Raw genomic sequence first — 22180 nt, 5'->3', positions numbered from 1 at the left:
ATTGACGCACCGGAACGTAAAGACAGGCAGATGATTGCAACGGAGTAGGCCTGACATGCAGGGCGAGCCGCCTGCCCATTGGTGGATCGACGCAGCCAGCGGAGCTGCTCCGCGCGCCGTGCGGGGGTTGTTTGCCTGCCTGGTCGAACTGAACCCGGAAGCCCGTGAAACAGCCGAGTCGCTCGATCTGCTCGGAGCCTTGATGCTGGAAGACGCGGGCGGCGAACCGGTGGGGGACTTGCCGATGCCTCGTGCAGACCTGTCGGGGGTCGTGGCTGAAGACAGGGTTCAGGATAGAGTTTTCCCGTCACCCTTGGTCCGGCAGGGATTCTCCGAACACCACATTCCATGGCGCAGCCGGCTCGGTGGTGTCCGGGCGCGGCGCATCGACGCCTGGTGCGAACCCGGGGTCGATGCCCGCCTGTTTGCGCTCGATGCCGGATCGGGGATCCCTGCGCACGACCACCGGGGCGAGGAATTCACGCTGGTGCTCGACGGTGGCTTTTTCGACCAGGCGGGCATCTATCATCGCGGGGACATGGCCTACGCCCGTGATGGATACCGGCACAAACCTATCAGCCTGCCGGGCGAGAGCTGCTTGTGCGTCACGGTATCGATCGGTGGCTACCGGTTTTCCAATCCGTTCATGGCGCTGGTGGAACGAATCCTGAGATAGGAGTGAATAATGAGCCGTACGCTGATATCCGCGCTGATCCCGCTGACGCTGGCCGCGCTGCCCGCCGAGGCCAACAATGCCCCGGCTGGCGATAGTGTCATAGCCTTCGACGTGCTGCGCGGCGGCCGCGATCTCGGGACTCACATCATCCGCTTCGACCGCCGGGGCGACAGGCTCGACGTAACGACGGATATCGATCTGCGTGTCGTTTTCGGCCCCTTGACCGTCTTCCGCTACGAACATGACGCGATCGAGACGTGGCAAAATGGCGAACTCGTCGCCTTCCGGTCCGAGACCCGCAAGGATGGAGAAGACCTGACCGTGACCGCCGAGCGCAATGGAAACAGCTGGACAATTGACGGTACCGGGTATGATGGCGACCCGCTGACCAACACACTGCCGCTGACGCTGGCGCTATCAAGCCACTGGAATGGCTATGACGTGGTCTCGGACACGATCTTCAACACCGAAACAGGCGAGGCCATGCCGGTCGAGATCGAAGACCTTGGCACGGAAACCCTGACGGTGATGGGCGAACGCATCGAGGCCCGGCGCATCCGATTGTCGGGCAGCCTGACCGTGGACCTGTGGTACGCGCCGGACGGCGAATGGCTTAAATGTGCGTTCGAGGCCCGGGGCGAGCAGGTTGAATATGTCCGGGTGGAGGCTTAGCGCGACAGTGCGTACTGGGCGACGCTGACCCGTTCGGTGCGGAATCCGGCTTCGCAATAGGCCAGATAGAACAGCCACATGCGACGGAAACGTTCATCAAACCCTTGGGCCTTGATGTCGTCCCAGGCCCCGGAGAATGACCTCGCCCATTGCGCCAGCGTATCGGCGTAATCCCGGGCGAAGGATTCCATTGATTTGAGGGTCAGTCCGGCGCGATCAAACTCGCCTTTCAGACGCTCCACGCTCGGCAGGATGCCGCCCGGGAAAATGTAGCGCTGGATGAAGTCGGCGCGCTTGCGGTAGCTTTCGAACACGTCATCGCGGATTGAGATGATTTGCAGGCCGGCCTTGCCGCCCGGCTGGAGGCACTGGGCCACCTTGTCGAAAAAGGAGGGCCAGTACTCCTCGCCAACCGCCTCGAACATCTCGATGGAGGCGACGCGGTCATACCTGCCGGTCTCGTCGCGATAGTCCTGCAGCTTGATATCGACCTTGTCTCCAAGCTGGAGGCGCTCCATGCGCTCAACGGCATAGTCGCGTTGTTCCTTCGACAACGTCAGGCAGGTCACTTTCGCGCCGATATCGCGCGCCGCGTATTCTGCAAAACCGCCCCAGCCACAGCCGATTTCCAGCACATGATGGCCGGGCTGAAGATCAATCGAGCGGGCCAGGGCCGCGTACTTCTCGCGCTGCGCGTCCTCCAGCGACTGTCCCGGGCTGGTGAAGCGCGCGGAGGAATAGGTCATCGAGGGGTCGAGCCAAAGCGCGTAGAAATCGTTGCCGAGATCGTAGTGGGCGCTGATATTGCGTTTCGCCCCGGCCCGTGTGTTCGGGCGGAGGCGGTGGTAGATCCAGTGAAAGAAGCGGGTTACGGGTCCGCCCTGGGTGAGGGACTGCATGGCGTCGAGATTGGACGCGAAAAGTTCCAGCAGCTTGGCAAGATCGGGCGTGTCCCAGTCGCCATCCATGTAGCTTTCACCGAACCCGATATCGCCCCCGGCGACGGCCCGGCCCACGAAGCGGAAATCCTTGACGATGATGGCGGCGTTAACGCCGGGTTCCCGGCCTTCAAACCGCAGCGTCTGACTGTCGGGCGTCGTCAGGTCGAGCCGGCCCTTGCGGAGCTTCAACAGCAGTCTGAGGCCCAGTTTTGCGGCGGCGGGTATGCCGCGCAGGCCAGTGAGCGTCTCCTTCGTCGCGAGTACCGGAGCGCTGTCTGTCGCGGTGAGACCTGTGTCGGTCATGGGTTCAACCTTATGATGAAATGGGTTTCGGGCCAAGATGAACACGCGTGACCGCTGGTTCTGGCGGTGCCGGACGCTGATGGTAACGCCCGCCCTTGAGCCAGAGTTTCACGGCTTCGAGGTGGATCGCGGCGATTGTTTTGAAGGTGGAGAAGGGCTGGGCTGCGAACAGGCGCAGGAAGCCCGCCGTGGTGGCCGCCTTGCCTGTCATCGCCATGGATGCAGAGAAGTCAGGGCCGGCGGCACCACTCTTCACGATGGACAGGCGGAAGCGGCGATCTGCGCTGTTCAGGGCAAAGCGGTACCGGCCACTAACATCGAAGAAGGGCGAGACGTGAAACCTCTTGTTGGCCGCGTGGGTCGCTGGCCCCTTGGATCCAAAGGGCGCGACATAGGCATGGACGTCGCCGAACGTGTTGTGGACCTCATAGATCGCCCCCAGCAAATGCCCGTCTTCGTCGCGCGCTTCGAACACGGAAATGGGATTGAACTGGTAACCCAGCACACGGGGTTGGCAGAGCAGGGTGACGCGCGCGGTATCGGGCAACATCAAACCGGCTTCAGCCAGTTTTTCGCGGGCCCAAGACGCCAGGTCGCTGCCGTCCCGTGCGCCGTGATCGCGTGGATGGACGGAGAACAGGTTGAACCGGCCCACGGAAAACAGGCGTGAGGCACGGCCGGCATCGTCCAGCCGCCCAAGATCGATACGCACGAATGCCAACCGGTAACTGAAGGCGTGGACGAACGGTTTGGTCCGTTTGTGCAGGGTTTGTCCGGTAAAAATGGAGAGCGCGTCCATGCCTATTCTGCCGCCGTCCGGGCCGCTGGCAGGGCGGTTTCCGTCTGACGTGAACCCCATTGCCCGCCATCAACATCGCCTTCGGCGAAGTCCCAGGGAATGCGTCCGCCGAGGCGCAGGGCGATACGGAGCCCGCTGCGCAGCCCGTCCTCGTGAAACCCATAGCCAAGCCAGGCTCCGGCAAACCAGGTTTGGCGCGGCCCCTGAATGCGGTTGAAGGTCCGCTGTGCGGCCATGGCGGCTGTGGTGAACTGGGGATGGTCGTACTGGAATTCTCCAAAGGTCAGTGACGGGTCGGGTTTCCGGTCCGGGTTGAGCGTTACGTAGAGCCGATAGCGCCGGTCGATCCCCTGCAGCCGGTTCATGTCATAGGTGACACACGGCGCGCTTCCCGCGTCATCGCGGACATAGTTCCAGGCCGCATGGGCGGCGCGTCGGGATGGCATGAGTGACGGGTCACGGTGCAGAATTGCCGTGTTCGGGCTGTAGCGGATGGCACCGAGCAGCGCGGCCTCGTCATCGTCCATATCGGTCAAGAGGGCGCGGGCCTGGTCGGAGTGGCAGGCGAGTATGACTTCGTCGAAGTGCTGCCAGCCGTCGGTTGTCTGTACTTCAGCACCACCGGGAACACGCCGGACCGCTTTCGCCGGATCGGCCAGGCGGACCCGGCCTTCCAGATCAGCCGCGATGCGCTGGACATAGGCTCGGCTGCCGCCTTCGACGGTGCGCCATTGCGGCCGATCGAGATGCATCAGGCGATGATTGCGGAAAAAGCGAATGAAGCTCTCTGCCGGATAGTCGCGCATGTCGTCTTCGGTTGCCGACCAGATCGCTGCCCCCATGGGCAAGAGGTAGTTGCGCAGGAATCGGTCACTGAACCCCCGCAAGGCCAGATAGGCCCCCAGCGTGATGCCGCGCAGATGACCGGCCTCGAGATCGGCGGGTGCCTGACGGTTGAATCGCAGAAGATCACGCAACATGGCGATGAAGGAGGGCCGTGCGAGATTGCGCTTTTGCGCGAAAATCCCGCCTAGCCCGTTCGAGCACCATTCGACATCCCCGCCTAGCGAGAAGCCGAAACTCATGTCGGTCTGTTTTGACGGGACGCCGAGGTGATCAAACAGCGCGATCAGATTGGGATAGTTCAGCGGATTATAGACGATAAATCCGGTGTCGACCGCAATCTGATTGCCATCATAGTCGATGTCGACCGTGTTGGCGTGCCCGCCCAGCCGCTCGCGCTTTTCAAACAGCGTCACGTCGTGAACATCGCGCAACGCCCAGGCGGCACCGAGACCGGATATACCAGCCCCAATGACGGCAACAGACTTGCGCCGGTGCGGGAAGAGGGGGGTGATCGTCATGCAGCTGACTTCAAATCCTTGAACGCGGCGAGGGCGCGTTCGCGCGCCGCCGAATGATCGACAATGGGTTTGGGGTAATCGGTGCCGAGCCTGACCCCGGCCTCGTCGAGGACGGAGTCCGGGGCCTCCCAGGGACGGTGAATCCATTTCGCCGGCAGAGCGGCGAGCTCGGGAACGAATTCGCGGACATATTCCCCGTCGGGGTCGAATTTTTCGCCCTGGGTGAAGGGATTGAAGATGCGGAAATACGGTGCGGCATCGGCCCCGGTACCGGCAACCCACTGCCAGCCGGCCGAATTGTTGGCGAGGTCGGCGTCGACCAGCGTGTCCCAGAACCAATCCTGACCCTTGCGCCAATCGATCAGCAGATGCTTGACGAGAAAAGACGCCGCGACCATCCGCACCCGGTTGTGCATCCAGCCCGTTTGCCACAGCTGACGCATGCCGGCATCGACGAAGGGATAGCCGGTCTGGCCTTTCGACCAGGCCTTGAAGCGTTGGTCGTCATTCTGCCAGCGGAAGCTGTTGAACTTGTCCTGATGGTTCGCTTCAGGGAAATCGGGGAAGTGGAAGAGGAGGTTGTGGGAGAATTCCCGCCAGCCAATCTCGGAAAGGTATTTCTGGGGATCCTTCCGCCCCACACCGTCACACGCATGGGAGACCGCTGACCAGATTTGACGGGGGCTGATCTCTCCAAAATGGAGGTGAGGGGACAGGCGCGATGTACCGTCGCGGTCCGGGCGGTCACGATCGTCGGCATAGCTGTTGATCCGGGAATCGATGAAATCACCTGCAGCGTCTCGCGCGCCGTCCTCGCCCGGTATCCAGACCGGTTCGAAGCCGGCCGCCCAGTCGGGTTTGGTGGGGAGCAGACCCCAGTCAGCCAGATGGTCACTGGCAATGGCTGTTTCCGGAGCGCTGAGCGACTGTGGCGCTGGCAGGGGATCAACACGGCCGAGATGCTGGCGCGCCTCCCGCCAGAACGGTGTGAAGACCCGGAAGGGGTCGCCTGCCTTGGTCGCAACCGTCCAGGGTTCGACCAGGAGGCCGCCATTGAAGGAATTGACCTGAACACCCGCATCGTTCAGCGCCGACTTGATCTTTTCATCGCGCTCGCGGGCATACGGTTCGTAGCAGCGGTTCCAGACCACGCGATCTGCACCGGTTTCCTCGATCAGCTTGGGCAGCAGGTCGGCAGCCTTGCCCCGGCGTAGAACAAGTGGCGTTCCGGCACCGCGAAGGGCTTTGCCGAGTTCCTTCAGGGAATGGTGCAGCCACCAGCGTGAGGCCGATCCCATCGCCCAGTGACCCGGCGTCTCGTCGTCAAGGATATAGACCGGGATGACCGGGCGATCCGCATCCGCGGCATAGTGGAGGGCCGGGTTGTCGGCCAGCCGCAAGTCCTGGCGGAACCAGACGATGACGGGAACGGCAGAGTTGGAGTTGGCTGCGGACAAAAGTGATCGGGCCTTCTATTCTTTTCAGCGCTTATTACGTATGAGCGGCCCAGGCGGATCATGCCCGCCCGCGTCTTTCTGTGCGGGCCGGTCCGAACCCAGTGAAGGAGACTGCCCGTGACAGCGCCCAATTCCGTTATCTCGATTGCCCGTGATGGGCGCGGGCCGCTTGAGATCGGCAATGACAGGAAACTGACCTTCATCGCCGGGCCATGTGCCATGGAAAGCCGCGAACACGCGCTCGATGTCGCCGGACAGCTGAAAGAGATCGCCGACCGGCTCGATGTCGGGCTGATCTACAAGACGTCCTATGACAAGGCGAACCGCACCAGTCTTTCGTCCGAGCGCGGGCTGGGCCTTGAAGAGGCGATGCCGATCTTCGAAGAGGTTCGCGCCACGACCGGCTTGCCGGTGCTCACCGATGTGCATACCGCCGAGCAATGCGGACCGGTCGGCAAGGTGGTCGATGTCATCCAGATTCCGGCCTTCCTGTGCCGGCAGACCGACCTTCTCGTCGCTGCTGCGCAGACCGGCTGCGTCATCAATGTGAAAAAGGGCCAGTTCCTCGCGCCTTGGGACATGAAAAATGTCGTCGCCAAGCTGACCGGCGCGGGCAATGCGAATGTGATGGCCTGCGAACGCGGTGCGAGCTTTGGCTATAACACGCTGGTCTCCGACATGCGTTCATTGCCCATTCTTGCTTCGATCGGCTGTCCGGTCGTGTTCGATGCGACCCACTCGGTCCAGCAGCCGGGCGGGCAGGGTGCGACCTCGGGCGGTCAACGCGAATTTGTGCCGACACTGGCCCGTGCCGCCGTCGCGGTCGGCGTCGCCGCCGTCTTCATGGAAACCCACCCCGACCCGGATAATGCACCGTCGGACGGGCCCAACATGGTGCCGCTCGACCAGTTCGAGGCGCTGGCGGCGCGTCTGCTTGAATTCGATGCCCTGGCCAAGGGCTGGTAAGCCCTGAGTGGACAGGCCAAGGACCCACGTCTAGACGTGGACGAATGGCGCTGAGCGGGCGGGCACAGACATGGACATAGCCGATCTCTCTGACCTTCTGAACCGGATCGAGGGCTGCCGCGTCCTGTGCGTCGGTGACCTTGTGATCGACCAGTTCGTCTATGGCGAGACCCGGCGGGTCTCGCGCGAAGCGCCGGTGCCCATCCTCGATGAAAAGCGCCGCGAGACCATGCTGGGCGCTGCGGGAAATGTGATCCGCAATGTCGTCGCCCTTGGCGGAAAGCCGGTACTCGTCAGCGTGGTGGGGGACGATCCGGAAGGTCAGACCGCCGCCAGCCTGCTGCAGGCCGAAGGCGTTGACCCGGCGGGCCTGCTGGCCATCAAGGGCGGCCGCACGGGTACGAAAACCCGGTTTGTCTGTAATGGCCACCAAATGCTGTGCGTGGATCGCGACCCCGACGGGACGCTCTCGGCGGCCGATACCGCAGCACTTCTCGACCGGATTCGCGCTGCGGCCCAACAGGCCGATGTCGCCATCCTGTCCGACTACGGTCGGGGTCTGGTCAGCCGCGACGTGTCACAGGGACTGATCGCGGCCTGCCGGGAGGCAGGTATCCGGGTCTGTGTCGATCCTCGCGGCAAGGACTACAGCCGTTATGACGGCGCTTCAATAATCAAGCCCAATGCGCTTGAACTAACTGAAGAAACCGGAATCGATATCCGGGGCGATGACAGTGCTTTGGCGGCACTGGACGCCGCCATGGCACGCCTCGAGCGGACCGACGCTATCATCGTGACCCGGTCCTCGGCCGGCATGACCGTTCGCGAGCGTAGTGGCGAAACCCGCCATGTCCGCTCGCGCCCGCGTCAGGTCTATGACGTCTCGGGTGCCGGCGACACGGCCATTTCCATGTTGTCACTGGCGCTCGGTGCCGGGGCAGGCCTGCACTTGGCCATGCGGGCTGCAGACCGCGCCGCCGGCGTGGCCGTTGGCAAGGTCGGTACCGCGACTGTCAGTGCGGCCGAAATTCTCGACGATGAACGCGCGCAGGGGTTCGAGGATGCCCGCACCAAGCTGCTGACAGCGGACGCCGCCGCCCAGACCGCGGCCCGCTGGCGTGCGCATGGCCTGAAAGTCGGCCTGACCAACGGCTGTTTCGATATTCTCCATCCTGGACACGTCTCTTTGCTGCGCCAGGCGCGAGCCGAGTGTGACCGGCTGATCGTTGCGCTCAATTCCGATGCGTCGGTCAAGCGGCTCAAGGGCGAAGGGCGCCCGGTCAATAACGAGGTTTCCCGTGCCACGGTTCTGGCCTCGCTGGCCTCGGTCGATCGCGTGGTGATCTTTGGCGAGGATACGCCGGCCGACCTGATCGAGGCGCTCGCGCCGGACCTCTATTTCAAGGGCGCGGATTACACGGTCGAACAGCTGCGACCGCTTGGTGGCGATGCCGTCGAACGCCATGGCGGGCGCATTCACCTGATACCGCTCGAAGACGGGCACTCCACAACGTCGACCCTGGCGCGGGTGGCCCGGTCCAAATCCTGATCAGTCAGCCCGGTCCGGGATCGGCCTGACGGGGGCATCCTCTATTTCCTCAGGCGGAGCCAGGTCGGGCACGGCATTGGCCTCGCGCTCGGCAATGTCGCGCCAGCTGGCCAGCCGCGCCTGCGCGTCAAGGCGCAAATCCTCGTAAAAGAGATTGTAAGGCGGCAAGCGGTAATTCTCTGCCAGCCGTCCCGGACGCCGCAGGGCAGCGGAGCGGGGCTCCTCGGTCATCAGGATGCCGTCGACGCACTGTGCACCCGTCTGGGCGGGCAGGGGGGCGGGTGCAACTCCGCTTTCGAATCCGTCTGCGGCGACGCCGCCGCGATGCAGGCGCGCGGGCGCGTAATCGGTTACCCGGCGTCCGAGGATCGGATTGACGCACAGCAGGCCCCGGCCTTCGACGAAATCCAGTCCGCCATTGGGACGCCAAGAGGCCGTGCGCTCGGTCAGGATGCGGATCCGCTCGTCCTCATCCGGGCCCGCGGAGGCATAGGCGACAATGCACCTGACGGCCTCGGGCTGGGCACAGGGCGTGATGCCGTCCAGACGCGTTTCGAACAGGTCGAGCGGCACGGTCGTCTCGATCAGATAGGCCGCGACCAGACGCCGCCGCAGCGTACCGTCGCCCGCGACACGGCGCATCAGGACATTGAGCGCATGCAGCCCGCCCTGACCGGTCCCGGCGACGATGAAGGGCCGGTCATCGCCAATGGCCGACACGAATGCGTCAAAGGCATCACGGACATCACGCGCGGCAAAAGTCCGCGCGGTGATGCCGTCCTCGCGATTGTTCATGAAGGCGTAGAGCGCGGCCTGGCGGTAGCGTGGAATGAACAGCGTGCCCGCTGACCGGTAGGGGGCGGCGAAATTGGGCAGGTCGCTGGTTTCTATACTGGTGTTGGCCCGCACGTCATCGAGCGGCGCATTCCAGTGACTGCCGCCGGGGAAGGTCGTACCGTGAACATAGAAGACGGCGGCCATTTCGGGGTCGCTCAGATCACCGCGCTCAAACCAGGCACTGGCTTGCCGGTAATCCGGCGCGGGCGGCGGCGTGTAGGTCTGAAACGGTTCGCCGGGGTCCTGGAAGGTCTGGTAGATCTGGTCGCGCAGCGCCCAGGCGGCGAGTGCGATCAGGATCGCCCCGGCGATAGAGGCAATCACCACCATCCGCGCGGCCAGCGGGGCGAGGGTTGCGCGCAGGAAACCGTTGCTCACCAGATCAACCTCCCGGCAACCGTCCCTGGTCCATTGTCGCGAGGCGCGACGCGGCATAGGCTCGCCTTGCGTTCGGGGGCGGCGCACAACATGACGGGCGGTCTGGCGTCTGGACGAATGATGGGAGTGCTCCCTTGCTGCGGTGGCTTCGTAACAGCTTTCTGACCGGTATCGTCGTGGCGCTGCCCGTCACGGTGACCGTGTGGCTGATCTTTCTCGTCGTCAACTTTGTCGATGGTACGATCAAGCCGCTGATTCCGGAACGCTATAATCCGGAGAGCTATCTGCCTTTTGCCCTGCCGGGTCTGGGTGTGGTCATCGCGGTCGTCGCGCTGACCCTGCTCGGTGCGCTGGCCGCGAATTTCTTCGGCCGGACGCTGATCTCGATCGGGGAGCGCTTTCTCAATGGCGTGCCGCTGGTGCGCAATATCTATGGCGCGGTCAAGCAGATCGCCGAAACGGTATTCTCCAGCCGCAAGACCTCGTTCAAGGAAGTCGTGCTGGTCGAATTCCCGACCAAGGGGTCCTATGCGGTGGGCTTCGTATCTTCCAGCGCCAAGGGACAGGTCCGCGAGTCGGTGGGCGAGGACACGATCGGCGTCTTCGTGCCGACGACCCCGAACCCGACATCGGGATTTCTGCTGTTTACCCCGCGCTCAAAGACCACGCCCCTGGATATGAGTGTCGAGGAGGCGGCGAAGCTGATCATCTCGTTCGGCCTGGTGACACCGGAAAAGATCGCGGCCGATATTCGCGCCGCGAAAGGCATCAAGGACGACACTGGCCCGGCTAACCCGACCGCATGAGCCGGATGCCCTGGTCCTGCTCGAAGAGATAGAGGAGGACCCGCAAGGCCTCGCCACTCTCGCCGGTAAAATCGGGGTTCTGCCCGACCGCAAGTTTCGCGGCGTCATTTGCCAGTGCGATGAGATCGGCATGGGCCTCGACATCAACCAGCTTGTACGCGGGAAGTCCGCTCTGTTTCAGCCCGAGCGGGTCACCGGACCCGCGCAGGCGCCAGTCCTCCTCGGCGATGCGGAAACCGTCATTGGTTTCACGCATGATTTCCAGGCGCGACCGCGCGGTTTCGCCCAGCGGCCCCTGATAGAGCAGCAGGCAGGTCGATGCCTTGTCTGACCGGCCGACACGGCCCCGCAGCTGATGCAGCTGGGCGAGGCCGAAACGCTCGGCGTGCTCGATGATCATGATGGTCGCATCGGGCGCATCGACACCGACTTCGATCACGGTCGTGGCCACGAGAATATCGAGCTCACCGCGCCGGAAGGCATCGGAAACGGCTTCCTTTTCGGCGGCTTTCATTCGACCGTGAACGAGGCCGACCCGGTCCGCCCCGAAGATCATGGACAGGTGGTGGTGCCGGTCCTGCGCCGCTGACAGGTCGGAGAGATCGGATTCTTCCACCAGGGGACAGACCCAGTAGGCGCGCTCGCCGCGCTTTACCGCCCGTTCGATCCCGGCGACGACATCGCCCAGCCGGTCCATCGAAACGAGGCGTGTATCGGGCGGTTTCCGCCCCGCCGGCTTCTCGTCGAGCCGTGAGACGTCGAGATCGCCATAGACGGTCATGGTCAGTGTGCGCGGAATGGGCGTGGCCGTCATTACCAGCGAGTCCGGGCGCGCGCCCTTGGCCGACAACTTCATCCGGTCCGAAACGCCGAACCGGTGCTGCTCGTCGATGACGACAAGGCCAAGATCGTGAAACTCCACGCCTTCCTGGAAGAGGGCATGTGTGCCGCAAATGACCTGAACCTCGCCGCTGGCTAGGCCAGCGAGAATACCGGCCCGGGCGTTCCCCTTGTCACGCCCCGTCAGTGCCGCGACCTTGATCCCGGCCGCCCCCAATAGCGGTTCGAGTGTCTTGGCATGTTGGCGCGCCAGGATTTCCGTCGGGGCCATCACTGCCGTCTGCGCGGCTGCCTCGGCGGCGCGGGCTGCGGCGAGGGCGGCGACAAAGGTCTTGCCCGCGCCGACATCGCCATGCAGGAGGCGCGTCATGCGCTGCGGACGGGCCATGTCGGCGGCAATGTCCTCAAAGGCACGGGTCTGGGCCCCGGTTGGGTTGAAGGGCGCGCTGACAAGGACGCGCTCGACCAGTTTGCCGTCGCCTTCCAAGGCCCGCCCGGTCTGGGAGCGGCGATGCGCGCGCGTGATCTGCAACGTCATCTGCCGGGCGAACAACTCGTCGAAGGCCAGCCGCTGCCGGGCGGCGCTGGCGGGATCGACATCCGCGACGGTTAGCGGGGTGTGCAGTGTTTCGATAGCAATGCGCCAGTCCGGCCAGCCCCTGTCATGACTGACGGTAGACGGAATCCATTCGGGCAGGGCCGGCAGATCCTTCAGGGCACCGGCAATCGCCTTGCGCAGGGTCTTGGGGCTTAAGCCGGCCGTGAGCGGATAGACCGGTTCCAGCGCGGGGGCGGTGGCGGCCTCCTCGACCGTCATGATGAGGTCGGGATGCGCGATCTGGATTTCAGACCCGAAGCGTTCGAGCTTGCCCGAGACGACACGGGTTTCGCCTTCGGGCAGGGTGCGCCTGAGATAGTCTGCGCGCGGGTGAAAGAAGACCAGGTGGAGGAAACCCGTCTCGTCGGACAGGCGGACCTTGTAGGGTTTGAAACTGCCGCGCGGCGGCGCGATATGGGTTTCGACCTGCGCTTCGATCGTGACGATCTCGCCGGTCGGGGCCGAGGCGATTGGCGACGTCCGGCTGCGATCGACAAGTCCCGTGGGCTTGAGGAAGAGCAGATCCTTCACATGCGGCCCGGCGAGTTTCTCTACCAGCACGGCGATCCGGGGGCCAATGCCGGGCAAAACCCGCGTCTCGCGGAAGAGGGGAAAGAGAATCTCCGGGCGCATAAGGGCCAACTTGCGGCAGCTTGGCGCTTCACGCCAGCGTTCGCGCGGCCTATATGGCGGCACGCATGACCAATCCTGTCGACATACGCCGCAAGCAACTGGCTTTCCGGGCCAGCCACCGGGGCTTCAAGGAAGCCGATCTCGTGCTGGGTGGATTCGCCAGTGCGAACCTTCCCGGCATGTCCGAAGCCGAGCTCGATGAATTCGACCAACTGCTCGGCCTGGCGGACCAGGACATCTATGACTGGGTCATGGACCGGGCGCGTCCCGACACGAACGAACACGACGCCCTGATCGCCCGCATTCGCGCTTTCGTGAAGGGCGGCGGCGCGGTCGTGGATCGCGCATGAGCGATATCGAGGCCATTGCCCGCGAACCCGGATCGGTCACGGTCGGCGGGGTGCCGGAAGGTCATGACGCGCTGGTCGCCACACAGGCGGCACGGACGCGCGGCGGGATCACGCTGTTTGTCGCCCGGGACGAATCGCGCGCGGCCGCCTTCCTCGCGGCGTGTGAATTCTTTGCGCCGGACCTCGACCGGCTCAACCTGCCGGCCTGGGACGTCCAGCCCTATGACCGGGTCTCGCCATCGCCCCGGATTGCGGCTCGCCGGGCCGGGGCCTTGTCGCGGCTGGCCCAGCGTAAGGCCGACGACCGGACGCCACTGATCGTGGTCACGACGATCAATGCCGTGACGCAGCGGGCCGCGCCACGCGATCTCATGGCCAAGGCCGGGTTTGCCGCCCGTCCCGGTGCCATGATCGACCAGGAGGCGCTGAAGACCTATTTCGCGGTCAATGGCTATTCGCGGGTCGCGACCGTCATGGAGCCCGGTGATTTCGCCATCAGGGGCGGCGTGATCGATGCATTCGCGCCGGGCATGGCCAAACCGGTGCGGCTCGATTTCTTCGGCGACACGCTGGAATCGCTTCGGGCGTTCGACCCGGAAAGCCAGCGCACGCTGCGGCAACTGAAATCGGTGAATTTCGATCCGGTCTCGGAAGTCCTGATCGACCCGGAATCCATCTCGCGTTTTCGCAGCGGCTTCCTGTCGGCTTTCGGTGCCGCAACCGACAGCGACACGGTCTATCACGCGGTTAGCGAAGGCGTCCGGGCGTCGGGAGCTGAACATTTCCTGCCGCTTTTCCATGAGCGGCTGGAGACGGTGCTCGACTATGCCGGCGAGGGCGCGCTGATCATCCTCGACGCGCTGGCTGGCGATGCGCTGGACGAACGCGGTGAGACGATCACCGACTATTTCGACGCCCGCCAGCAGGCCAATGAAAGCGGCGGCAAGGGTACGTTGTCGCCGGCGGTGTTCCGGGCCTTGAAGCCGACTGCACTCTACGTGCTGCCAAAAGGCTTCAACGAAGCCCTCGCCGGGCGGACGGTCCGTCGCTTTTCGGCTTTCGCCGATCCGGCGCTTGATGCCATCAATCTGGACGGCAAGCAGGGCCGCGTCTTCGTTGCGGAGCGGGCGAGCGAGAGCACCAATGTATTCGATGCGGCCACGGCCCATGTCGACGCGCTCCGCAAGGCGGGCAGGCGCGTCCTGCTGGCGTCCTGGAGCGAAGGTGCCTCTGACCGGCTCGGGACAGTGCTGGGCGATCACGGGCTCGCGCCGATCTTCCCGATTGATGACTGGTCGCAAGCCGGGGAGGGGCCGAAAGACGCGGTCCTGCGCGCCGTTTTTCCCCTGGAGCGCGGCTTCGAGACCGGTGATCTCGCCATCCTGTCTGAACAAGACATTCTCGGCGACCGGCTGGCGCGGCCGCGCGGACGCAAGCGGTCGGCCGATGTCATCCTGCAGGCCGGGTCCCTGTCGGCGGGCGATCTCGTCGTGCATGCCGATCATGGCCTGGCGCGCTATCTCGGCCTGAAAACGCTGACCGTCCAGGATGCGCCGCACGACTGTCTGGAACTTGAATATCACGGCGGAGCGAAACTCTTCCTGCCGGTGGAGAATATCGAACTCCTGTCGCGTTATGGCGCGGACAGCGAGGACATCCAGCTCGACCGGCTGGGCGGTGCCGCGTGGCAGGCCCGGAAGGCCAAGGCCAAGAAACGCCTGCGTGACATGGCGGCTGATCTCATCCGCATTGCGGCGGAACGCCATGCCCGCACCACCGACACGATCGACCCGCCCAGCGGCATCTATGACGAATTCTGTGCCGGTTTCCCCTTCGCCGAAACGGAAGACCAGCTGAACGCCATCTCCGACGTGTTCGAGGACTTCGCCAAAGGCCGCCCGATGGACCGTCTGATCTGTGGCGATGTCGGCTTTGGCAAGACCGAAGTCGCGCTGCGTGCTGCCTTCGTCGCGGCGATGTCGGGCAAGCAGGTTGCCGTGGTCGCGCCGACGACGCTGCTCGCACGGCAGCACTATGCGACCTTCACCGAACGCTTCCGCAACTGGCCGGTAAAGATCCGCCGCCTGTCGCGTCTGGTGCCAGGCAAGGAAGCCACGGCCACGAAGGCAGAACTGGCCGAAGGCAAAGCCGAGATCGTCATCGGTACACACGCGGTCCTGTCCAAGACCGTGAAATTCGCCGATCTCGGCTTGTTGATCGTCGACGAGGAGCAGCATTTCGGGGTCAAGCACAAGGAACGCCTGAAGGATTTGCGCGCCGACGTGCACGTTCTGACGCTGACCGCGACGCCAATCCCGCGCACGCTTCAGCTGGCGCTAACCGGCATTCGCGACCTCTCGATTATCGCCACGCCGCCGGTCGACCGGCTGGCCGTGCGCACCTATGTCGCGCCCTTCGATGCGGTAACCATCCGCGAAGCCCTGCTGCGCGAGAAGTACCGCGGCGGACAGGCCTATTTCGTCACCGCCCGGATCGCCGATCTGGACTCGCTTGCCGAATTCCTGCGCGAACAGGTGCCCGAGGTCAGCTTCATCACGGCCCATGGCCAGATGGCTCCGGGGCGGCTCGAAGACATCATGACGGCCTTCTATGAGGGCCGGTATGACGTGCTGTTGTCGACGACAATCGTGGAGTCCGGGCTCGACATTCCGACTGCGAACACGCTGGTCATCCACCGCGCGGACCGGTTCGGCCTGGCCCAGCTTTACCAGCTGCGCGGCCGGGTCGGACGTTCGAAGACCCGGGCCTATGCCTATCTGATGACGCCGCAGCATCACCGCATGACGGCGTCTGCGGAAACGCGGTTGCAGGTCCTCCATTCGCTCGATTCACTCGGGGCCGGCTTCACGCTGGCGAGCCATGACCTTGATCTGCGTGGCGGTGGTAATCTCCTCGGCGAGGAACAATCGGGGCACATCCGTGATGTCGGTGTGGAACTTTACCAGTCCATGCTGGAAGAGGCGGTGGCGTCGCTGAAAGGTGATGACGGCGCAGATGACCGCGACTGGTCACCGTCGATCAATGCCGGTGTCTCGGTTCTGATCCCGGAAGACTATGTGCCTGATCTCGATGTCCGGCTGTCGCTCTACCGGCGCCTGTCGCAGCTTGAGACGCGGGATGAACGCGAAGCGCTGGCCGCCGAGTTCATTGACCGCTTTGGGCCGCTACCGGAGGAGGTCGAACATCTTTTGCGGGTCATGGCGATCAAGCATCTGTGCAAGGTGGCGGGCGTTGCCAAGCTGGATGCGGGTCCGAAAGGGGCCGTTGTCCACTTCCGAAACAATGAGTTTGCCGACCCGGCGGGTCTTATCGGGCTGATGGGCTCCAACCCGGAAGCCTTCAAGGTCCGGCCCGATCAAAAGCTCGTCCTGATTGGTAATTGGCCGGAAGGGCAGGATCGTTTGCGAGGGCTGGAGCGCGGAATGTCACGCATTGCCGACCTTGCGACGCGCGCGAAGAAGGCAGCGTAGACCCTTAAACAACCTGTGTTTTTGGTAGCGCCATAGCCCGAGCCGCGCGCTCGATAAAAGCTTCGGCGGTTTCCTCGCCTTGCGCGTCGATGGCCGCCGTCCGCACCGTCAGCCGGAAGGGTTTGAGCGGATCATCCCCTTCAAAGGCCGTGCAGTCGGCAATCGCTGCGACCCGCTCTGCGACACAGGCCGCACCATCGGCATCCGTCATTGGCAGGATGGCGGCAAAGAGATCGGTCTCCAGCGCCACGGCGCAGTCCTCGGCCCGCAAGAGATGACGCAGCATGGAGGCAAACTGGCGGCGGGCATCGCGAACGACGGCATTAGACTGCTGGCGTTCAGGGGTATCGAGCTGCAACAGGACCAGGGCGGTGGAGCGTCCCGTGCGCCGGGATGCATTAAGCAGGTCCTGAAGATGCGCCATTCCGAAACGCCTCCGGAACAGGCCCGTGTCTTCGTCCAGAGTTTTCGGCGTCCGGCAGGCTTCCAGGCGGCGCTTGGCCGCGCGGCGGCGACGGCGCTCTTCGGCGAGGATCAGGATTCGGCCCCGGATTTCCTCGTCCCGCGCATTGTCGGGCAACAGGTCCGACACGCCGCGGGCAAAGGCTTCCTCGGCTTCATCCTTCAAACCGGCCCGCGCCAATAACAGGACCGGCGTGTGATAGAGGCGCGTGTTGCGGCGCATCGCCGAGGAAATGGTGAAGGCGACGTCCCGGCTTTGCATGGCGTTGAGTACGACAGCGTCAAACGGACGCTCGTGCAGATAATCGAAGGCCGAATAAGAGGAAAATGCTGCGATGACTGACGTGTCTGCATCGTCCAGCGCATGTCGTAAATTCATGAAGCGGGGTGTGGCGTCGCCGACGAAAAGGACACAAGGCCGGCTCTCGTCATCGGGTTCGTCGATCAGGGAATGATCGAAGACATTGGCCGCCGCCCGCCGGCGCAGCACGATTTCTTCCATGGTCCTGAGCCGCGTCAGTGTACGTATGCGGGCTGCGGCCTGCGTTGGCGAGGCTGGCGGATGAAGCCAGGCGTCTGCGCCACAGGGCAGGGGGTTGAATTCGCTGATGGCCAGAACCGGCACCGTCTTTCCGGGCGACTGGCGGACACGGGTGATGTCGGCGGTCATCGCCTCTGGTTTGCCACCCGTGAGAATGACCGCATCCCAGGCGGGACGGTCCAAGAGCGTGCCGTCGTCGTTTTCCGGCCAATCTGTCAGGGCGAATCCAAGCGCATCAATGCCCTTGACCGCAGCTGCGGCTTCGCCGCTCGCATCACGGATCAAGACGTTGAGCGTGCGCCCCATGCTTCCCCCCGGCTCCACCGAACCGACGAAAGACTGTCACATTCGGCCCCTGACGCAAACCGCCGAATGCGCCGGGCGGAACAAATCGAAGGCTGACTGTTGCACGACGGCCCGTTCATGAACGGTTCAAGCGCGGCCTGTCAGCTTCACCCTCGAGTTCGGCGGACACTTCTTGTCCCTCGCACGTCCGCCGTCTCGGCCGGTCCCCACCGGTCTTGACACCAGATGGAACGCCGGCTGTCCCCAACAGTCGGCGTTTCGCTTTACGCCTGACCCCGCAACGCGCTATCTGGCCTGCAATGCAGCGCTTTTACACGCCCCTCCGTATCCTCCGCCGTCTGTCGGCCCTGGTGGCCAATTGGCCGATTGTCGGGGTCATTGTCCGCGCCATCCGCCGGACGATGGCGCGCGAAGTCATGCTGTTTGCTGGCGGCGTGTCTTTTTTTACGCTCTTGGCCCTGTTCCCGGCCATTGCCGTTCTGGCCTCGATCTACGGCATTGCCTTCTCGATCGATGACGCCCAGGTCCAGATCGAACGCTTCGCCGGCATTCTGCCCCAGACCGCCCGGGACTTCGCCTTTGACCAGATCGCGCGGATCGCCGTTCAGTCGAATACCAGCCTTTCCATTCAAGGTGGGATCGCGCTGTTGATCTCGCTGTTTGCCGCGGCGCGCGGGGCCAAGGCCCTGATCGCCGGCCTCAATCAGATCGCCCGGGTCGGGGATTTGCGGAACATTTTCAAATTCAACCTGCTCGCCATGGGCGCGGTACTGGCGGGCGGCCTGCTGGTCGGCCTCTCCAACATCGTTATCCTGACCTTTCCTGTGCTGTTGCGCTCGGCGGGCCGCTGGCTGGGCTTCGAACAGGTCAATGTCGGGGCGGTGCTGAATGAGTGGACGATCTCAGCCAGCGCCATGACGCTCGCGCTCAGCCTGATGTATCGCTATGTGATGCGCCGGGCCGGCGAAGTCAGCTGGACGGCGTCCATCATCGCTGCCGGTGTCTCGACTTCGCTCTGGCTCGCCATTTCCGCCCTGTTCTCGCTTTACGTGTCGAGCATCGTTCATCCGGGGGCCTATGGCTCCATCGGCGCGCTCGTTGTCTTCCTTTTGTGGATCTACTGGGGAGCCTATGCCGTCTTCTTCGGGGGTGCGCTGGCCATCGAGATCGACGGGCGCGAGCGCCCGCCTGAAGGCGAGCTGGACCTGCCGGTCTAGCGCGCAGCGATGTCCAGCGGATGCGGCAGGGGCAGGCTGGCGGGCCGGCTCAATGTCAGTTTCGCGGCCCAGGGCTCGATCAGGTCAAGCGTATCCTTGTGTGTGGCCTCGAGCGCTGCGGCATCGCGTTCCCGGCGTTCGGGATCATAGGCCTCTCCGGCATCTTTCGAATTCTCGCGGAAGACAGGGCCGGTGGCCGCTGCGGCAATGCGCGCACTGCCGTGACGGAGTTTCAGGTGGCGCGAAACCGCTGTCAGGACGGCCTCGGGCCGGTCCAGCAGCGCGGTGAAGTCGAGCGAGGCCAGATCGCGGTCCCGTTCCAGTGCCCCGGCAAACGCTTCCATCTGGTGACGCCAGACGAGGGCGGCGACCTGAAGGTCGGTGAAGCCCATGGCCTGACGATGCGGGATCGCGCCCAGCCCACCGGGGTCGAGCGAGAAGATGTTGTATTGCAGGCGCATGAAGCCCTTGCAGGGTTCGCCCTTCTTGATGACTGAAATCAGGAAGCTGCGCAGATCGCCGTAGAGGAGGAGGGCAGGTGCGCCCGCCTCCCGGACGGGGGTGATAAGGTTGTTGCCCGAATTGGTCGGCTTGACCAGAACCCGCTCACCCTTGGCAAACTGCCGTCCGAGCAGGCCGAAGATGAAGGCGCTCAGCCGTTTCGCCCGCGCCGGATCTCGCTTGAGCGCTTCATCGACGCGCAAGGCATTGGCGAGGTGCATCAAAATGTCCGGCTCTTTCAGTGCGAGGCACGCCCCGGGCGCATCCAGGGCTTTTGCCAGCAGGGTCGAGCAACAGAAGGCCGAATGGAACAGGAAAGCCGGCATCCGCACCTTGCGCGCCTTGTCAGCGTCCCAGGCCGCCAGGGCCTCGGACAGGCGGACGTCGCGGCGATCAGAAATGACCGGAGCCATGCGCTGGTCCAGGAAGGGCGTCTTCGCCAGCCCGTCCCGGCTTACACGGGCAAAGCGGAGCGTATCCCGCCCGGTGTCCATCGCTTCGGGAAACCAGCCCGGATCAGCAAGAAGGTCATCGAGTTTCGTCATGGGCTGCAATGGCCTTGTCCAAATTCCAGAGCGCATCTGGCCCCGCTTCCGCAAAGGCGCTAAGAGGAGGCCAAACTGGAATGATTGACCGCGTCCGGCAAGGCTGCCCCAGCAGACCGGCGGCGCGATCATCCGACCAATCAGAGCGGAGGCCGTGAATGGGCAAGGTTTATACGGATGCGGCGGCGGCGCTGGACGGCGTGCTGTTCGATGGCATGACCATCATGGCGGGCGGGTTCGGTCTGTGCGGCATCCCGGAAAACGCGATTCAGGCGATCCTCGAATCGGGCGTGAAAGACCTCACCATCATCTCCAACAATTGCGGCGTGGACGGCTTTGGCCTGGGCAAGTTGCTCGATGCTAAGCGCATCCGGAAAATGGTCTCGTCCTATGTTGGCGAGAACAAGGAATTCGAACGACAATTCCTCTCCGGCGAGCTGGAGCTGGAATTCAATCCGCAAGGCACGCTGGCCGAGCGCATCCGCGCGGGCGGGGCGGGTATCCCCGGCTTCTACGTCAAGACTGGCGTCGGCACGGTGATCGCCGAAGGCAAGGACCACCGCGAATTCGACGGTGAAACTTATATCATGGAGACGGGGCTGAAGGCCGACCTCTCCATCGTCAAGGGCTGGAAGGCCGACCCGCAAGGCAATCTGATCTACCGGAAGACGGCGCGGAACTTCAATCCGATGATGGCCACCGCAGGCAAGGTGACGGTCGCCGAGGTCGAGGAGATCGTCGAGCTGGGTTCGATGGACCCCGATTGCATTCACACGCCGGGCATTTTCGTCCAGCGCCTGTTTGAAGGGCAATTCGAAAAGCGGATTGAGCAGCGCACCACGCGTCAGCGGGAATCAGCCTGATGCGGGCGTTGGTTCCGTTTCTGCTTGCCGGTGCGGCGCTGGTAACCGCGTGCGAAGCTCCGCAAGACGATATCGATGTCGACGCGATCCGGGAAACGGCCCGCGAAAGCGCGCGGGCAGGCGATGTCACGGCTGCGGAATTCGGCGATGACTGGCCGTTCACGGTAGACAGCGGCCGACTGTCCTGCCGCGCGCCGCGTCAGGCCCTGTTCTACGCCAATGGCCGGACCTATCCGCTCAATGGGGCCGCGAGTGCGCGGTCCATGGATCATGGATATGCATCGCTGGACCGGATCTGGCGCGACAATCCCGACATTCCCGGTACGAAAATCTCGGTGGGACCGATGATTTCCCGTGCCCTGGAACTTTGCTGAGAAGAGGCAGACGACACGATGGCCTGGACCCGTGATGAAATGGCGCAGCGCGCCGCGAAAGAGCTTGAAGATGGCTTCTACGTCAATCTCGGAATTGGAATTCCGACCTTGGTTGCCAACTACATCAGTGAAGACATTGATGTAACGCTTCAATCTGAAAACGGTATGCTCGGCATGGGCCCCTTTCCTTATGATGACGAGGTTGATGCCGATCTGATCAATGCCGGCAAGCAGACCATCACCGAGCTGCGCCGGACCAGCTATTTCTCGTCTGCGGACAGTTTCGGCATGATCCGCGGCGGGCATATCGACCTGTCCATTCTCGGGGCCATGGAAGTCTCGGAATCCGGTGATATCGCCAACTGGATGATTCCGGGAAAAATGGTGAAGGGAATGGGCGGTGCGATGGATCTCGTCGCCGGCGTCAAGCGTGTTGTCGTGATCATGGACCATTCTTCCAAGGCCGGTGACCCGAAGCTCCTGAAGGCGTGCACGTTGCCGCTCACCGGGACGGGGGTGGTTGACCGCATCATCACCACACTCGGCGTGTTCGACGTGGTTGAGGGCGGACTGGCACTCATCGAACTGGCACCCGGGGTGACGGTTGATGAAATCAAGGCGCAGACGGAAGCCACGATTGCCGAGGTCCGGGTCTAACGCCCCTGGTCTGCGCGGCGGTCTCCAAACCCGCGTGAACCAAACGTAATCTGA

At 63.7% G+C, this 22180-nt stretch carries 19 protein-coding genes; 11 read left to right on the top strand and 8 right to left on the bottom strand.

The genetic code is table 11. The features are described 5' to 3' along the window. Positions 1 to 55: 55 nt before the first annotated feature. The gene (locus V0U35_RS08090; protein ID WP_330196191.1) at positions 56 to 676 is read left to right on the top strand and encodes a cupin domain-containing protein; all 621 of its coding nucleotides are present in this window, start codon (positions 56 to 58) and stop codon (positions 674 to 676) included. A 9-nt stretch (positions 677 to 685) separates the two neighbouring features. After that, positions 686 to 1348 (top strand): DUF6134 family protein, encoded by a 663-nt coding sequence (locus V0U35_RS08085; RefSeq protein WP_330196190.1) that lies wholly within the window; start codon positions 686 to 688, stop codon positions 1346 to 1348. Here the strand turns inward: V0U35_RS08085 and V0U35_RS08080 are convergent. Genes V0U35_RS08080 through V0U35_RS08065 form a run of 4 tightly spaced genes read right to left on the bottom strand, consistent with a single transcriptional unit; the run spans position 1345 to position 6212 of the window. Further along, the gene (locus V0U35_RS08080; RefSeq protein ID WP_330196189.1) at positions 1345 to 2592 is read right to left on the bottom strand and encodes a class I SAM-dependent methyltransferase; all 1248 of its coding nucleotides are present in this window, start codon (positions 2590 to 2592) and stop codon (positions 1345 to 1347) included. The genes V0U35_RS08085 and V0U35_RS08080 overlap by 4 nt on opposite strands. A gap of 10 nt (positions 2593 to 2602) precedes the next feature. Further along, complete coding sequence (locus V0U35_RS08075; protein WP_330196188.1) at positions 2603 to 3391, bottom strand: DUF1365 domain-containing protein; 789 nt, start codon at positions 3389 to 3391, stop codon at positions 2603 to 2605. 2 nt (positions 3392 to 3393) lie between these two features. Further along, the gene (locus V0U35_RS08070) at positions 3394 to 4755 is read right to left on the bottom strand and encodes an NAD(P)/FAD-dependent oxidoreductase (protein ID WP_330196186.1); all 1362 of its coding nucleotides are present in this window, start codon (positions 4753 to 4755) and stop codon (positions 3394 to 3396) included. Then, positions 4752 to 6212 (bottom strand): cryptochrome/photolyase family protein, encoded by a 1461-nt coding sequence (locus tag V0U35_RS08065; protein WP_330196184.1) that lies wholly within the window; start codon positions 6210 to 6212, stop codon positions 4752 to 4754. The genes V0U35_RS08070 and V0U35_RS08065 overlap by 4 nt, the downstream gene beginning before the upstream one ends. Before the next feature lie 117 nt (positions 6213 to 6329). On the opposite strand from V0U35_RS08065, the gene kdsA reads away from it, so the two are divergent. Together kdsA and rfaE2 are read left to right on the top strand one after the other, a co-directional pair. Continuing rightward, on the top strand, positions 6330 to 7178 hold the full coding sequence (gene kdsA, locus V0U35_RS08060; RefSeq protein WP_330196183.1) for a 3-deoxy-8-phosphooctulonate synthase: 849 nt from the start codon (positions 6330 to 6332) through the stop codon (positions 7176 to 7178). A gap of 70 nt (positions 7179 to 7248) precedes the next feature. Next, on the top strand, positions 7249 to 8727 hold the full coding sequence (gene rfaE2, locus V0U35_RS08055) for a D-glycero-beta-D-manno-heptose 1-phosphate adenylyltransferase (RefSeq protein ID WP_330196182.1): 1479 nt from the start codon (positions 7249 to 7251) through the stop codon (positions 8725 to 8727). Here rfaE2 and V0U35_RS08050 read toward each other — a convergent pair whose 3' ends face one another. Further along, positions 8728 to 9942: a DUF3089 domain-containing protein gene (locus V0U35_RS08050; protein ID WP_330196181.1), complete on the bottom strand. Its 1215-nt coding sequence runs from the start codon at positions 9940 to 9942 to the stop codon at positions 8728 to 8730. Between the two features lie 134 nt (positions 9943 to 10076). Here V0U35_RS08050 and V0U35_RS08045 point away from each other — a divergent pair, with 134 nt between their 5' ends. Then, positions 10077 to 10748 carry a DUF502 domain-containing protein gene (locus V0U35_RS08045; RefSeq protein ID WP_330196180.1) on the top strand — a complete coding sequence of 224 codons (672 nt, stop codon included), beginning with the start codon at positions 10077 to 10079 and terminating at the stop codon, positions 10746 to 10748. On the opposite strand, the gene recG is transcribed toward V0U35_RS08045, so the two are convergent. Beyond that, a complete protein-coding gene (gene recG / locus V0U35_RS08040) occupies positions 10732 to 12819 on the bottom strand; it encodes an ATP-dependent DNA helicase RecG (RefSeq protein ID WP_330196179.1) in 2088 nt (695 codons plus the stop codon). The genes V0U35_RS08045 and recG overlap by 17 nt on opposite strands. Before the next feature lie 65 nt (positions 12820 to 12884). Between recG and V0U35_RS08035 the strand changes: the two genes are divergently transcribed. Together V0U35_RS08035 and mfd are read left to right on the top strand one after the other, a co-directional pair. After that, positions 12885 to 13169, top strand: a complete 285-nt coding sequence (locus V0U35_RS08035; protein WP_330196178.1) for an FAD assembly factor SdhE — start codon at positions 12885 to 12887, stop codon at positions 13167 to 13169. Beyond that, positions 13166 to 16660 (top strand): transcription-repair coupling factor, encoded by a 3495-nt coding sequence (gene mfd, locus V0U35_RS08030; RefSeq protein WP_330196177.1) that lies wholly within the window; start codon positions 13166 to 13168, stop codon positions 16658 to 16660. The genes V0U35_RS08035 and mfd overlap by 4 nt, the downstream gene beginning before the upstream one ends. A 4-nt stretch (positions 16661 to 16664) precedes the next feature. Here the strand turns inward: mfd and V0U35_RS08025 are convergent, their stop codons facing one another. Next, entirely contained in the window at positions 16665 to 17969 is a 1305-nt protein-coding gene (locus V0U35_RS08025) for a diguanylate cyclase domain-containing protein (RefSeq protein ID WP_330196176.1), read from the bottom strand. A gap of 299 nt (positions 17970 to 18268) precedes the next feature. Here V0U35_RS08025 and V0U35_RS08020 point away from each other — a divergent pair, with 299 nt between their 5' ends. After that, positions 18269 to 19186: a YihY/virulence factor BrkB family protein gene (locus V0U35_RS08020; protein ID WP_330196175.1), complete on the top strand. Its 918-nt coding sequence runs from the start codon at positions 18269 to 18271 to the stop codon at positions 19184 to 19186. Here the strand turns inward: V0U35_RS08020 and V0U35_RS08015 are convergent. Further along, positions 19183 to 20232, bottom strand: coding sequence for a hypothetical protein (locus V0U35_RS08015; RefSeq protein ID WP_330196174.1), 1050 nt, complete (start codon positions 20230 to 20232; stop codon positions 19183 to 19185). The two genes, V0U35_RS08020 and V0U35_RS08015, sit on opposite strands and share 4 nt — an antisense overlap. A gap of 158 nt (positions 20233 to 20390) precedes the next feature. On the opposite strand from V0U35_RS08015, the gene V0U35_RS08010 reads away from it, so the two are divergent. From V0U35_RS08010 to V0U35_RS08000, 3 genes are read left to right on the top strand one after another with little or no spacing between them, the layout of a single operon-like run. Then, positions 20391 to 21095, top strand: coding sequence for a CoA transferase subunit A (locus tag V0U35_RS08010; RefSeq protein ID WP_330196173.1), 705 nt, complete (start codon positions 20391 to 20393; stop codon positions 21093 to 21095). Further along, a complete protein-coding gene (locus V0U35_RS08005; RefSeq protein ID WP_330196172.1) occupies positions 21095 to 21469 on the top strand; it encodes a DUF2511 domain-containing protein in 375 nt (124 codons plus the stop codon). Before V0U35_RS08010 ends, V0U35_RS08005 begins: the two co-directional genes overlap by 1 nt. An 18-nt stretch (positions 21470 to 21487) precedes the next feature. Beyond that, positions 21488 to 22126 carry a CoA transferase subunit B gene (locus V0U35_RS08000; RefSeq protein ID WP_330196171.1) on the top strand — a complete coding sequence of 213 codons (639 nt, stop codon included), beginning with the start codon at positions 21488 to 21490 and terminating at the stop codon, positions 22124 to 22126. Positions 22127 to 22180: the final 54 nt, after the last annotated feature.

Source organism: Hyphobacterium marinum (genome assembly GCF_036330325.1).
GTDB classification, from domain to species: domain Bacteria; phylum Pseudomonadota; class Alphaproteobacteria; order Caulobacterales; family Maricaulaceae; genus Hyphobacterium; species Hyphobacterium marinum.
This window is presented reverse-complemented; position numbering and strand designations above follow the sequence as displayed.